Below are 12,014 nucleotides of genomic sequence, written 5' to 3'. Positions count from 1 at the left end.
TGGGTCAGCCCAGCCACCGGGCCAACTACTTCACGTACCCCAGCGTGCGGGGAATCGTGTAAATTTCGGTTTGGCGACCGTCAATGTAGCGAAAGGATTGGCCGTCGAAAAAGCCGTCTTCTTCCAGCATGATGCGGACCATTTTCTTCCATTCGGGAATTTCTACGGCGGCATTTAGCTCAATCGAATAAGCCGTGTTAGCCAGCAGCGGGTAGTCGCCGGAGCCGGGAACGCCCTTTTGCTGATCCCAGAGGCCGATGGTAGGTCCGGCGGCGTGGCCGTGAACGCCGATTGGATGCGAGTAGATCGTGCCTTTGATACCTTCCGTTTCGGCCTGGGCCAGGGCCGCCAGCAGAAGTTGGTTACCCGTTTTTCCCGCCGAAAACTGCTCCGTTAGAATATCCTGCAAGCGGTTGCCCTGCACAAACGCCTTACGGATACTTTCAGGTACGTTAGTTTCGCCGGGACGAAGTACGTAGGCGTGTTGCTGTTGATCGGTGTTGAGCCGCAGGTACGTAATGCCAAAATCGACGTGGAGCAGATCGCCCGCCTGAATCACCTCTTTGTCAGGGCGTTTCGAGAAAGTACGCAGGTGGTTGAAATCGTTTTGGTCGGCCCGTTGCACATCTACCGTGGGGTGAAACCAGGTGTCTACACCAAGATCGGTGATGCGCTGCCGGAACCACCACACCACATCGTCGGTGGTGGTGATGCCGGGCTGGATTACCTGTTCCGAAAGGCCTTCCTGAATGATCTGGTGCGAGAGGCGGCAGATCATGGGGTACACGGCCATTTCCTTTTCCGTACGCGATTCGAGCCAGTCCACGGCGAGCTTTTCAGCCGACACAATGCGTTTTTGGTAATCCTGAGGCAGTTTTTCCAGGAACTCACCCTGTTCGGTAGCCGTCAGCCCGTCGGCGTGGGCGTAGTTGGCCGAGCGGTTGAGGCCAATTTTTTTGGGTTTACGGTCCTGAATAATCTTGGCAAGAGCATCCCACTGGTTGGGCCGCACGTCGATGTCCCACGCGCCTTTCAGCAGGTTGCCCACATCGTAGCGGGCAATGGCTAATTTCTCTACTCCTTCTTTCTCGCCCCGGTCAAAAAAGACCATAATGGTCCGCCGCCGGGCCGAGAGCCAGGTGCTGGGCAGCATGGTTTTCAGGACCGGATCTTCGTTGTATTCGCGCGAGATAATCACCCACATATCGATGTCCTCGCGGCGCATGAGTTGGGGCAGCAGGTTGGTGAACCGGTCTTCCAGCACCTCATCCACAAACTGCGCACGGGCACGTTCGGCCAGGATAGTAGTAGGCTGAGCAGCAAGAAGAAATGGAGTAAGAAACAAAAGGAGTAAGTATAGTAGACGCATAGTAGCATGTACGTTGTGTGCAGACAAGTTACGGCTAAGCCCGGATTTGTGTTCTGCATTGCTTATACGTATAGCCAATACCGTAAGCTGTTCCGCTAATTTTTATCAGGCTAAAATTTTTCTTACAGCCATAAATGTCTCATAGCCAATAACTAACAAGATCAATTGTAGTTTGGAGTCATTCCTTCCTACGATCAGCCATGTACTATATCAAACCAAACACCGTTCACAAGGCAAACACTAACGCTTTATCCAATGAAAAAATCGTATGTCTACGGGCTGCTCGTAGCCCTGCTCGGTGTGGCCGCGTGCCAGTCTGATAACAGCCTGACCCCAGCACAAGACGGCACAAAAGTAGCTACCTCGTCTACTAGTCTGGCTACTGAAGGTGCCACGGCTACGTCGTCGGGCGTGATTACGGGTAGTATTAACACGGCCAATGCCTCATCTAGCCCGATGGGGGCGCGGGCGGCATCGGCGGCGTTGCAGCAGGAGATTTTGACGTACCTGAACGCCGCCCGGTCGAAATCATGCTTGTGTGGTTCAACTACTTATCCGGCCGTACCTGCCCTGGCGCTGAACACCAAGCTGACCACGGCTTCCGACAAGTTTGCGCTGGATCTGGCCACCTACAACTACTTCAGCCACACGGGCCGCGACGGCTCGCAACCCTGGGACCGCATGACCCGCGAAGGATATGTCTGGCGGGCAGCCGGTGAAAACATCGCCGCGGGGTACCCCACCGCCCGCGCCGTGGTCGACGGCTGGCTAAAATCGCCGGGACACTGCGCCAACATCATGAGCGCCAATTTCAAAGAGGTAGGCGTGGGCTATGCCTACACCACCACGAGCACCTACAAACACTACTGGGTAACGGACTTCGGTACGCAGCGGTAAAGGGAAAGTTTAACGTTCAACGTCTAAGGTTTAAGGTTGGCTGACGCGAACGTACTGGTGCGTCAGCCAACCTTAAACCTTAGACGTTGAACGTTAGACTCCCTTTACAACTTACTTGCCGCGGCTTTGTCCAGAAACCAGACAAACTCCTCTGTTTTCGGCTTGATGCGCTGTGAGGGGTATTTGCTGGGTTGGTAATCGCCTTGCAGCACTTCTTTGAGCGCGTCGGCTTTTTTGGCACCCTCTACCTGGAAGATTACCGCCGCTGCCGCATTCACCACCGGGGCCGTGATTGTGAGGCGGAACATGTCCTGTTGCGGCAGAAAAAACGCCTTTGTCCAGTCTCGGTCTTCGTTGACGACTTCCGTGCCGGGAAACAGCGACAGCGTGTGTCCGTCGTCGCCCATGCCGAGAATGACCAGATCGAAGGTGTGTTCGTGACCATCGAAATACTGGTGCAATAACGTGCCGTACTCGGCCATCGACGCGTCGGGTGGCAGGTCGATGTTCATCGCGTAGATCTGCTCTTTGGGCACGTCGACGTGGTTTAGCAGCGTCTCGAAGCCCATTTTGGCATTATTCCGGTCGTCACTGAAGAGTACACAGCGTTCGTCACCCCAGAAAATATGCACCCGTTTCCAGTCGATCCGGTCGCGGTAGGGTGGCGCGGCCAGCAGTTTATGCAGCGCAATGGGCGTACTCCCTCCCGACAGTGCCAGCGTGAACCGTTCGCGTTGTTGCAGCACCAGTTCGGCATAATCAGTAATCCACTCAGCAGCTTCCCGCGCACAGTCGGCCGGGGTATCGGCGATATTGATGTTCATATGGAAAGGGGAGGAAGGGAAGAGAGGGAGAAAGGAGGAAAGGGATTTGAACTACAGTGTTCACGCGTAAGCAACCCCTTTCCTCCTTTCTTCCTCTCCTCCCTTCCTCCTTTTTTCACCCATTCATCCAGGTAAACCCGTCGCGTTCGGTGAGTTTGGTGGCTTCGTCGGGACCCCACGAGCCGGGGGCGTAGGTAGGCATGGCGGCGGGCGGTCCCGCGTCCGGGTCGGTTTGGGCGGCCCAATGATCCAAAATGGGCATCACAATCTGCCAGGCCTCATCTACCTGATCGGCCCGCATAAACAGGGTCGCATCGCCCGCCATCACGTCGAGCAGCAGGGTTTCGTAGGCTTCGGGTTGCTGCTCTTTAAACGACGTATCATAATTGAACTCCATCTCGACCGGGTCAAGCGCCAGGGTCTGTCCGGGACGCTTCGCCTGGAACCGCAGGCGGATGTTCATATCGGGCTGAATACTGATGATCAGGCAGTTATGCTGCCACGTCTTCGTCGCTTCGTTCGGAAATGCGTAATGCGGCGCGGGCCGAAACTGCACCGTAATCACCGACGACTTGGCCGCCAAATGCTTACCCGTGCGGACGTAGAACGGGGTTCCCTCCCACCGCCAGTTGTCGCAGAAGAAAGTTACGGCGGCGAACGTTTCCGTCATCGAATCTGGCTTTACCCCTTCCTCCTGCCGGTAAGCGGGCGATGATTTTCCGTTTTTCTCACCAGCGCCATACTGCCCCCGCACGGCAATGGTATCGACCTGATCGGGCGACACGCGGCGCATGGCCCGGAGCACGTCTACTTTTTTGTTTCTGATCTCGTCGGCCTCAAACGAGGTAGGTGGTTCCATGGCCACCATGCACAGCAGTTGTAGCAGGTGGTTCTGAATCATGTCGCGCAGGGCGCCAGAGCCTTCGTAGTAGCCTCCGCGGCCTTCCAACCCCACGGTTTCGGCGGCAGTCAGTTGCACCGACTCCACGTAGTTATGGTTCCAGATTGGCTCGAACAGGGTGTTGGCGAACCGCATGGCCAGAATATTCTGCACCGTTTCTTTACCCAGATAGTGATCAATCCGGTAGATCTGCTCTTCGGCGAAGTGGCTCAGTAGCAGGGCGTTCAGCTCACGAGCACTTTGCAGGTCGTGGCCAAAGGGCTTTTCCACCACCAGACGTACCCGGCTTTTGTCGCCACAAAATGGCAGCTGACTTAGGTTGGTGGCAATGCCCGGCACGAGTTGCGGGGCCACCGACATATAGAAAATAATGTTGGCGGGCGTACCCCACTTGTCCTCGCGGGCCTTCACGCGGTCGGCAATGAGGTGGTAGGCGGCAGCATCACCCCCGTCCATGCGCAGGTAGCCCACACGGCCCGAAAACGTTCCCCAGGTGTTGTCGGGGCCGTTTTTGCGCCTCGAAAACTCCTGAATACCCTCTGCCAGCCGCTCCCGGAAGGTGTCGTCGTTGTAATCGCTTCGACCAATGCCCACCACATCGAAGTGTTCGGGCATATACCCATCGAGAAAGAGGTTATAGAGGGCGGGTGTCAGCTTGCGGAAATTAAGGTCGCCGCTGCCGCCAAAGATGAAGACAATGGTGGCTGGTGGCCGCTGTGGCGCAGGAGATGTAGTCATGAGAAGGAGGTTGTACTGGTTTACGAATTACGATGTACGAATTACGATTTTTGCTGACGCAGGAGTACGCTGGCGTCAGCAAAAATCGTAATTCGTACATCGTAATTCGTAAATCAGTACAACCACAACCCAACATGCTTAGTTTGCAAGACTTGCGCGATGCCCACAACCGGATTCGGCCATTTATTCACCGGACACCCTGCCTCACCAGCCGCACTATCGACCAGATGGCCGGGGCAACGCTGGTGTTTAAATGCGAAAATTTTCAGAAGATAGGAGCGTTCAAAGCGCGGGGTGGCATGAATGCAGCCTTGCAACTCGCTGACAGTGAACGTAGAAATGGTCTTGCCACCCATTCGTCGGGCAATCACGGGCAGGCGGTGGCCTACGCGGCGCAGCAGTTGTGTATTCCGGCCTACGTGGTCATGCCCCGCACAGCCCCGCAGGTGAAAAAAGATGCCGTACGGGATTATGGCGCCACTGTTATTGAGTGTGAACCCACCATTGTAGCCCGCGAAGCCGGAGTAGCCAACATCGTTGCCCAAACTGGTGCCGCCCTCATCCACCCCTTCGACGATGACCGCGTGATCGCCGGACAGAGTACCGCCACGATTGAACTCATTGACGACAACCCCACCGGTAAACCGTTCGACGTCATCATGGCCCCCGTGGGCGGTGGTGGCCTCATCAGCGGAACAGCCCTGGCCACGTACTACCTGTCCACAACGGCCGATGGCTCAAAAACGCGGGTTATTGGGGGTGAACCAGAAGGTGCTGCCGACGCCGTTTTATCCTTTAAAAGCGGCCATGTAGAAACCGCCCCCTACATTAACACCATCGCCGACGGACTTATGGCTCCCCTCAGTCAACGCACTCTGGGCTATATCCGGCAGTACGTCAGCGACATCAAGTTGGTGAACGACGCCGAGATACGCGCCGCGCAACGCCTGGTTTGGGAACGCATGAAAATCATCATCGAACCCTCCTGCGCCGTCCCCTTGGCGGCAGTCCTTCGCTACCGAAACGAGTTTGAAAGACAAACTATTGGGATAATTCTGACGGGAGGAAATGTGGATCTAAAATAGTGGTAAGTGCTGAGTGCGGTCCGACGGGTCGGTAAGTGATGAGTTTGCTTCCGCACTAGTAATTGCTCCGGCGGAAGCAAACTCACCACTTACCGACCCGTCGGACCGCACTCAGCACTCACCACTATTTTAAACTCCCCATACCCCCATCAACGCCGATGATTTGGCCAGTGATCCAGGAGGCCTGGTCAGCGAGGAGGTAGGCGGCCATTTGGGCGATGTCTTCGGGCGTACCGACGCGGTTGAGGGGGTGGCGTTTGTCGGCGGCTTCACGCTTTTCGGGTGTGCCCAGCAGCCCTTTGCTTTCGGCCAGGGGTGTGTCGGTCAGGGACGGTGCTACGGCATTCACGCGGATGTTATACGGGGCAAATTCCGCCGCCAGTGATTTGGTCAAGCCTTCCACGGCTGACTTCGCCACCGACACCGATGAGTGCAGGCCCATACCCAGTTTGGCCGCAACCGTGCTGAACAAGACAATGCTGGCCCCTTTCGACTTCTTCAACAATGCCAGCGTAGCGTGGATGGCCGATACGGCACCCAGCACATTGATTTTCAGATCATTGTCGTAGTCTTCCGGCTGCAACCGCTGAAACGGCTTCAAGTTGATCGTGCCGGGACAGTACACCAGTCCATGCAGTGTGTCGGGAAGTTGGTTGAGCGCATCCACGGCGTTAGCCTGGGTCACGTCCCACTGCATGTGTATGGAGGTGATGCCTTCGGGTTGCCGCCGTCCTGCCGTATAGAGTACGGCCCCCTGCTGCTGTAACGTTAGCGCCAATGCGTACCCAATGCCTGAGCTAGCGCCGATGATGAGAATATTCTTGCCGGTCATAAAACTGTTCAAAGTTTAACGTCTAAGCGGTCCGCCGCTGCGGGTCCAAAGTTACTTCGCGCTTTACTTTTCCGAACGCGAAGCAACTTTGGACCCGCAGCGGCGGACCGCTTAGACGTTAAACTTTGAACTCCCTTATATTGTTGGCTTAGCCATGCCCACGTACTTCAGAAACTCCTGTTTCGTGGCCTCGTCCTCGAATTTGCCGCTGTAGGCAGCCGTGAGAGTCGACGAGGCAGTATCGTTCACGCCACGGGTCGATACGCACAAGTGCGCGGCGTCGATGATCACGGCCACGTCTTCAGTCTGTAGCGCCTTCTTTAGTTCGTCGGCGATTTGCATCGTCAGGCGCTCCTGTACTTGTGGCCGTTTAGCAAAATGCTGTACAATCCGGTTCAATTTCGACAGCCCAATGACCTTGCCGCTGCTGATATAGGCTACATGCGCCCGACCAATGATGGGTACAAAGTGGTGTTCACAATACGACTGCACCGTGATGTCGCGCTCCACCAGCATCTGGTTGTACTGGTACTTATTGTCGAAAAGCGTGGTGCTGGGTTTGTTGGCAGGGTTGAGGCCCTTGAACGTCTCGTTGACGTACATTTTAGCCACCCGGCGGGGTGTACCTTTCAGGCTGTCGTCGGAAAGGTCGAGGCCCAGAATGGTCATTATTTCGCGAAAATGTTCTTCAATCAGGTCAATCTTAAGGTTATCGTCCAGATCAAAAGCGTCGGCGCGGAGGGGTGTTTCCAGGTTAGCACTGCCGTGCGTATCGCCTTGTTCGTCAATGAGTTCGTCGGTAAGCAAATCGTCGTGGTTGTGGGAATGGCCGTTGCATGAGTGGCCGTTAGAGAGGGTATTCAACGAAATTCCGTTCGGTTTCATAGAGTCTGATTTTGAGGTCGAGCGTGGGCTCAAGTTGTTCACGTAGTATGTTGTAAATGACGATGGCGATGTTCTCGGCCGAGGGGTTCAGGTCACGAAATTCGTCGGTGTCCAGGTTCAGGTTTTTGTGGTCGAACCGATCCGTCACATGCGCCTTTATCAGGTCGCCGAGGTACTTCATATCGATCACATAACCCGTTTCAGGATCTACCGGGCCGTTTACCTGCACAATCAGGTCGTAGTTGTGACCATGGTAGTTAGGATTGTTGCACTTGCCATAGACACGCGCATTTTTTTCATCCGACCAAGTGGGGTTGTTTAGTCGGTGCGCAGCGTTAAAGTGTTCTTTTCGGAACACCGCAACGCGAGGGACAGTTGTCCCGGGGGTATACGTCATGTGTACTAGATCAAAATCAGTTGATCAACCTGTCGTTACAAAGTATGTGTACAACACAGGCAGACCTGGGCGCGGTACTGGCTGGGAGTTGTCCCAGTGCGCAGAGGAGTGCTTTGAGTCAATAACATAACCAGCCTGTTTAAGAGTTTGTTCAACGTTTTGTATCAAAAGTTAAACAGGATGATTAGTACCATTGGCTTACTTTTCTAACGTAACCGGTCCTTACTTTGTTCATTAAGCAGCTGGTTACCTGGTGCCTGTTTATCTTGCCACACTCTATCCAGCACCCCTGTATGCAACAACGCGCTACCCGACGCACCTTTCTGCGCACGGCCACATTGGCCACTGCCTTGGCTCCTTCCATAAGCACCTGGCTCACAGAGTCAGCAAAGGCAGCAACAACTGGTCCTGTCAGGCTAGCAATCGTAGGTGCCGGAAATCAGGGGCAGTATTACCTCAGGCAAGTTGTAAGCCGCTCCGATGTGTATATTTCGGCTATCTGCGATTCTGACCCTGAGGCTATCCGTCAGGCGCTAAGCTTATTCGATGCACTAGGTAAACCCCACCCGGCTATCTGTTCGAGTGATGAATCGGCTGTAGAACAACTTTTTCAGCAAACGAACATCGACGGGGTACTACTAGCTGCTGCTGCCAACCAGCAGGTACCACTGGCCATCCAGGCTATGCAGGCAGGCAAGTACGTGGGTATGGCCGTAGTTGCCCCCATCAGCGTTGGCCAATCGTGGGCACTGGTTCACGCCCATGAGCGGACGCAGACACCTCTTATATTGCTGGAAAGCACCTGTTACCTCCCCGAAAATATGGCTGTGCTCACCCAAATTCGGCAGGGCGCGTTTGGCGAAATCACTCACGCCCGGAGTGGCTATCAACAGGGCCGAAGCGGGTCCACCCCCTACCCTACGCATGGGCTTGGGCCGGTGGCGCAGTGGCTGTCTATCAATCGGGGAAACCAGTTTGTATCCCTCAGCAGTACCATCAACAAAAGCCGGGGATTGGTCCGGGTAGCCGCTGAAAAGGGGGTATCTAGCCTGTCTGGCACTACATACACGCTGGGCGAGGTTATCACCACCACCATCTTGTGTGCCAGCGGAGCCACCGTCGAGCTTATTCACGAGGGCGAAGCTACCCGCCCTTACGCGCCGGGATTCCGAGTACAGGGAACCCAAAAGCAGTGGATGGGTGCCCATGAAACAAGCGCCGATGCGCAGGCCAGTGCAAACGCCCTACTGGTGCATGACTTCGTTCGGGGAGTCCAATCCAAAGCCACCCCAGCCATCGACGTATACGACGCGGCGGTGTGGTCCTGCGTGCCTTATCTGGCTATGGAGAGTCTGGCAAATGGAGGTCAGCCGATAGCTATACCCGACTTCACGAAAGGCAAGTGGCAAACCGCTCTGGTATAAGCTTACCCGTTTAGCTCTACCACCTGCCCGTCCATACAGCGGAGGGTACGGCCCGGAAATTTGTGTAGCAGATCGTAGTTGTGTGTGGCCATCAGAATAGCGGTGCCGGCGTTGTTAATCTGCTTGAACACGCTCATAATCTGGTCCGACACACCAGGGTCGAGGTTGCCGGTGGGTTCGTCGGCCACCAGAATGAGGGGTTCGTTGAGCATAGCGCGGGCAATCACAATCCGCTGCTGCTCACCACCCGATAGCTGATGAGGCATCCGTTTATGAGCCGTGCCCAGCCCCACCTGCATCAGCACTTCCGAGATGCGGTTGGTCATCTTTCCCTTGTCGGTCCAGCCGGTGGCTTTCAGCACAAACTTCAGGTTCTCCTCCACGTTCCGGTCTGAGAAAAGCTGAAAGTCCTGAAACACGATCCCGATTTTACGACGCAGGTAAGGCACGTCTTTGGGCTTCAGGTTTTCAAGGGCAAACCCCGCCACCATGCCTTTGCCCTGTTGCAGCCACAGATCGGCATACAACGTTTTCAGCAACGACGACTTGCCACTGCCCGTTCGCCCAATCAGGTACACAAATTCGCCTTTGTGGATATCAAATGATACATCGCCCAGCACCAGCTTGGTATCCTGATAGATATCAGCCTGTTGCAGCGAAAGAACGGGGTCGGAGTTGAACATAATTAGTCAGTGGTAAACGGTAAACGATAAGTGGTGAGTTTGCTTTCGCAAGAATAACACGCGTCAGCAAACTCACCACTTACCGTTCACCGCTTACCACTATTTTTTATCCGTTGCTCGCTTTCTTGTGGTCGGCGAGGAATTTGGCGAGGCCGATATCGGTGAGGGGGTGGTTGAGCAGGGCCAGCATGACGCTGAGGGGGCCGGTCATTACGTCGGCACCAATTTCTGCGCATTGCACTACGTGCATCGGGTGCCGGATCGACGCGGCCAGCACTTCGGTGGTGTAGCCGTAGTTGCGGTAGATGGTCACGATCTGCTCGATCAACTCAATGCCATCGGTTGAGATATCATCCAGCCGACCTACAAACGGCGACACGTACGACGCACCCGCTTTGGCCGCCAGCAGGGCCTGACCAGCCGAGAAGATGAGCGTGCAGTTGGTACGGATGCCTTTCTCCGAGAAGTATTTCAGGGCTTTCACCCCGTCGCGCGTCATCGGAATTTTTACCACGATGTTGTCATCGAGTTCGGCCAGTTCTTCGCCCTCGCGTACCATCTCGTCGAAGGTAGTGCCGATGACCTCGGCGCTCACGTCGCCCTCTACGATGTCGCAGATTTGTTTGTAGTGGCGCATCACGTTGTCTTTGCCCGTAATGCCTTCTTTGGCCATCAGCGAGGGGTTGGTGGTCACCCCGTCGAGAATACCCATGTCCTGTGCCTCCCGAATGTCGGCGAGGTTGGCCGTATCAATAAAGAACTTCATATGCTGGAATCGTGTGTGCGGTTGTGAACTGGTAAAAGTAAATCAGTTTACAGTATGTGTGTGCCGTCTTCGATCACGCAACTATAGATTGACGTGTCTTTGCCGGTTTGGGCTTTATACTGTTCGCGGATAGTTTTCTCAAAATCGGCCAGGGCTTCTTCGCGCACGAGGTTGATGGTGCAACCGCCGAAGCCCCCGCCCATCATGCGGGCACCCAGCACACCGGGGTGATTACGGGCAATGGTCTCCAGAATATCCAGTTCGGGGCAGCTTACTTCATACCACTTGCTCAGCCCCTCGTGCGAACCGTACATGCGCTGCCCAAAGGCCGCCACGTCGCCGCGTTGCAGGTCGGCCACGCCATCGAGCAGGCGACCGTTTTCAAGCACCACATAAGCACAGCGGCGGTACAAAAGAGGTTCCTGATCGCGCACGTGCTGATTCAGCATGTCGATAGTCACGTCGCGGAGGCTCTGAATGCTGTCGCCATAGACGGCCTGAAGCATGGCCACGCCTGCTTCACATTCGGCCCGGCGCGTATTGTATTCCGAAGTCACGAGCGAATGTTTTACCCGCGAATCGCAGAGCACAATGCGGAAACCATCCAGTTGAAGAGGGGCATAGGCGTACTCCAGCGACCGGCAATCGAGCTGAATTACGCTGCCCTTCCGGCCCATCATGGAAGCAAACATGTCCATGATACCCACTTTAGCCCCCACAAAATTATTTTCGGCCCGTTGCGACAGCTTCACCATCGACACGCGCTCCATACCAAGGTTGTAGAGGTGGTTCAGGGCGAAGACCACGCCGTTTTCCAGCGCCGCCGACGACGAAAGGCCCGCCCCGATAGGGATAGTCCCGCCAAAGACGACGTTCAGGCCGGTGGCAAGGGGAGTAAGTTTGTTTACTTCATCGACTACGCCGAGCAGGTAGTTGGCCCAGCCTTTGGCCGCGTGCGTGAGGCTGTCGAGTGAGCCTTTGTAAGTACTGTTAAGGTCGGCGGCAATAAAATGGAGCTGCCGGTCGGTGCGAGGGCCAACAGCCAGATAGATGGCTTTATCAATGGCGGCGGGCAGCACGAAACCCATATTATAGTCGGTATGTTCGCCGATGAGGTTTACCCGGCCCGGCGACTTAATAAGCACCGGCGTTTCGCCAAACGTAGCCGCGAAGGTGGCGGACAGCGTATCCTGAATTTGCATAGGCAGGAAAA

The 12,014-nt window shown here is 55.4% G+C and carries 12 protein-coding genes; 3 read left to right on the top strand and 9 right to left on the bottom strand.

Annotation, left to right across the window (positions count from 1 at the left end):
- Positions 1-25 precede the first annotated feature (25 nt).
- Positions 26-1,369, bottom strand: coding sequence for a M24 family metallopeptidase (locus J2I48_RS11140; protein WP_207335518.1), 1,344 nt, complete (start codon positions 1,367-1,369; stop codon positions 26-28).
- Positions 1,370-1,624: 255 nt separating this feature from the next.
- Between J2I48_RS11140 and J2I48_RS11135 the strand changes: the two genes are divergently transcribed.
- Positions 1,625-2,266 carry a CAP domain-containing protein gene (locus J2I48_RS11135; protein WP_207335517.1) on the top strand — a complete coding sequence of 214 codons (642 nt, stop codon included), beginning with the start codon at positions 1,625-1,627 and terminating at the stop codon, positions 2,264-2,266.
- Positions 2,267-2,370: 104 nt separating this feature from the next.
- On the opposite strand, the gene pgl is transcribed toward J2I48_RS11135, so the two are convergent.
- Together pgl and zwf are read right to left on the bottom strand one after the other, a co-directional pair.
- Positions 2,371-3,090: a 6-phosphogluconolactonase gene (gene pgl, locus J2I48_RS11130; RefSeq protein WP_207335516.1), complete on the bottom strand. Its 720-nt coding sequence runs from the start codon at positions 3,088-3,090 to the stop codon at positions 2,371-2,373.
- A 115-nt stretch (positions 3,091-3,205) separates the two neighbouring features.
- Positions 3,206-4,729 (bottom strand): glucose-6-phosphate dehydrogenase, encoded by a 1,524-nt coding sequence (zwf, locus tag J2I48_RS11125; protein WP_207335515.1) that lies wholly within the window; start codon positions 4,727-4,729, stop codon positions 3,206-3,208.
- Between the two features lie 134 nt (positions 4,730-4,863).
- On the opposite strand from zwf, the gene J2I48_RS11120 reads away from it, so the two are divergent.
- Positions 4,864-5,814 carry a threonine ammonia-lyase gene (locus J2I48_RS11120; protein ID WP_207335514.1) on the top strand — a complete coding sequence of 317 codons (951 nt, stop codon included), beginning with the start codon at positions 4,864-4,866 and terminating at the stop codon, positions 5,812-5,814.
- Positions 5,815-5,938: 124 nt separating this feature from the next.
- Here J2I48_RS11120 and J2I48_RS11115 read toward each other — a convergent pair whose 3' ends face one another.
- The 3 genes from J2I48_RS11115 to J2I48_RS11105 form a co-directional block, all read right to left on the bottom strand.
- Positions 5,939-6,646 carry an SDR family NAD(P)-dependent oxidoreductase gene (locus tag J2I48_RS11115; RefSeq protein WP_207335513.1) on the bottom strand — a complete coding sequence of 236 codons (708 nt, stop codon included), beginning with the start codon at positions 6,644-6,646 and terminating at the stop codon, positions 5,939-5,941.
- A 135-nt stretch (positions 6,647-6,781) separates the two neighbouring features.
- Positions 6,782-7,531 carry a GTP cyclohydrolase I FolE gene (gene folE / locus J2I48_RS11110; RefSeq protein WP_207335512.1) on the bottom strand — a complete coding sequence of 250 codons (750 nt, stop codon included), beginning with the start codon at positions 7,529-7,531 and terminating at the stop codon, positions 6,782-6,784.
- The gene (locus tag J2I48_RS11105) at positions 7,494-7,928 is read right to left on the bottom strand and encodes a 6-pyruvoyl trahydropterin synthase family protein (protein WP_207335511.1); all 435 of its coding nucleotides are present in this window, start codon (positions 7,926-7,928) and stop codon (positions 7,494-7,496) included. Before J2I48_RS11105 ends, folE begins: the two co-directional genes overlap by 38 nt.
- Positions 7,929-8,221: 293 nt before the next feature.
- Here J2I48_RS11105 and J2I48_RS11100 point away from each other — a divergent pair, with 293 nt between their 5' ends.
- Positions 8,222-9,352 carry a Gfo/Idh/MocA family protein gene (locus tag J2I48_RS11100; RefSeq protein WP_207335510.1) on the top strand — a complete coding sequence of 377 codons (1,131 nt, stop codon included), beginning with the start codon at positions 8,222-8,224 and terminating at the stop codon, positions 9,350-9,352.
- A 2-nt stretch (positions 9,353-9,354) separates the two neighbouring features.
- Here the strand turns inward: J2I48_RS11100 and J2I48_RS11095 are convergent, their stop codons facing one another.
- The 3 genes from J2I48_RS11095 to galK all read right to left on the bottom strand — a co-directional run bounded on the left by J2I48_RS11095 (position 9,355) and on the right by galK (position 12,003).
- The gene (locus tag J2I48_RS11095) at positions 9,355-10,035 is read right to left on the bottom strand and encodes a cell division ATP-binding protein FtsE (RefSeq protein WP_207335509.1); all 681 of its coding nucleotides are present in this window, start codon (positions 10,033-10,035) and stop codon (positions 9,355-9,357) included.
- A 106-nt stretch (positions 10,036-10,141) separates the two neighbouring features.
- Entirely contained in the window at positions 10,142-10,801 is a 660-nt protein-coding gene (gene fsa, locus J2I48_RS11090; RefSeq protein WP_207335508.1) for a fructose-6-phosphate aldolase, read from the bottom strand.
- A gap of 47 nt (positions 10,802-10,848) precedes the next feature.
- The gene (gene galK, locus J2I48_RS11085) at positions 10,849-12,003 is read right to left on the bottom strand and encodes a galactokinase (RefSeq protein ID WP_207335507.1); all 1,155 of its coding nucleotides are present in this window, start codon (positions 12,001-12,003) and stop codon (positions 10,849-10,851) included.
- Between the last annotated feature and the right edge of the window lie 11 nt (positions 12,004-12,014).

The organism is Fibrella aquatilis (genome assembly GCF_017353255.1).
GTDB classification, from domain to species: Bacteria; Bacteroidota; Bacteroidia; order Cytophagales; family Spirosomataceae; genus Fibrella; species Fibrella aquatilis.
The sequence above is the reverse complement of the archived record's forward strand: the minus strand, read 5'-3'. Positions and strand labels throughout refer to the sequence as shown.

Coding starts and splice junctions, on each gene's coding strand:
- J2I48_RS11140 (WP_207335518.1), bottom strand. CDS start 1,369: ATGCGTCTACTATACTTACTCCTTTTGTTTCTTACTCCATTTCTTCTT.
- J2I48_RS11135 (WP_207335517.1), top strand. CDS start 1,625: ATGAAAAAATCGTATGTCTACGGGCTGCTCGTAGCCCTGCTCGGTGTG.
- pgl (WP_207335516.1), bottom strand. CDS start 3,090: ATGAACATCAATATCGCCGATACCCCGGCCGACTGTGCGCGGGAAGCT.
- zwf (WP_207335515.1), bottom strand. CDS start 4,729: ATGACTACATCTCCTGCGCCACAGCGGCCACCAGCCACCATTGTCTTC.
- J2I48_RS11120 (WP_207335514.1), top strand. CDS start 4,864: ATGCTTAGTTTGCAAGACTTGCGCGATGCCCACAACCGGATTCGGCCA.
- J2I48_RS11115 (WP_207335513.1), bottom strand. CDS start 6,646: ATGACCGGCAAGAATATTCTCATCATCGGCGCTAGCTCAGGCATTGGG.
- folE (WP_207335512.1), bottom strand. CDS start 7,531: ATGAAACCGAACGGAATTTCGTTGAATACCCTCTCTAACGGCCACTCA.
- J2I48_RS11105 (WP_207335511.1), bottom strand. CDS start 7,928: ATGACGTATACCCCCGGGACAACTGTCCCTCGCGTTGCGGTGTTCCGA.
- J2I48_RS11100 (WP_207335510.1), top strand. CDS start 8,222: ATGCAACAACGCGCTACCCGACGCACCTTTCTGCGCACGGCCACATTG.
- J2I48_RS11095 (WP_207335509.1), bottom strand. CDS start 10,035: ATGTTCAACTCCGACCCCGTTCTTTCGCTGCAACAGGCTGATATCTAT.
- fsa (WP_207335508.1), bottom strand. CDS start 10,801: ATGAAGTTCTTTATTGATACGGCCAACCTCGCCGACATTCGGGAGGCA.
- galK (WP_207335507.1), bottom strand. CDS start 12,003: ATGCAAATTCAGGATACGCTGTCCGCCACCTTCGCGGCTACGTTTGGC.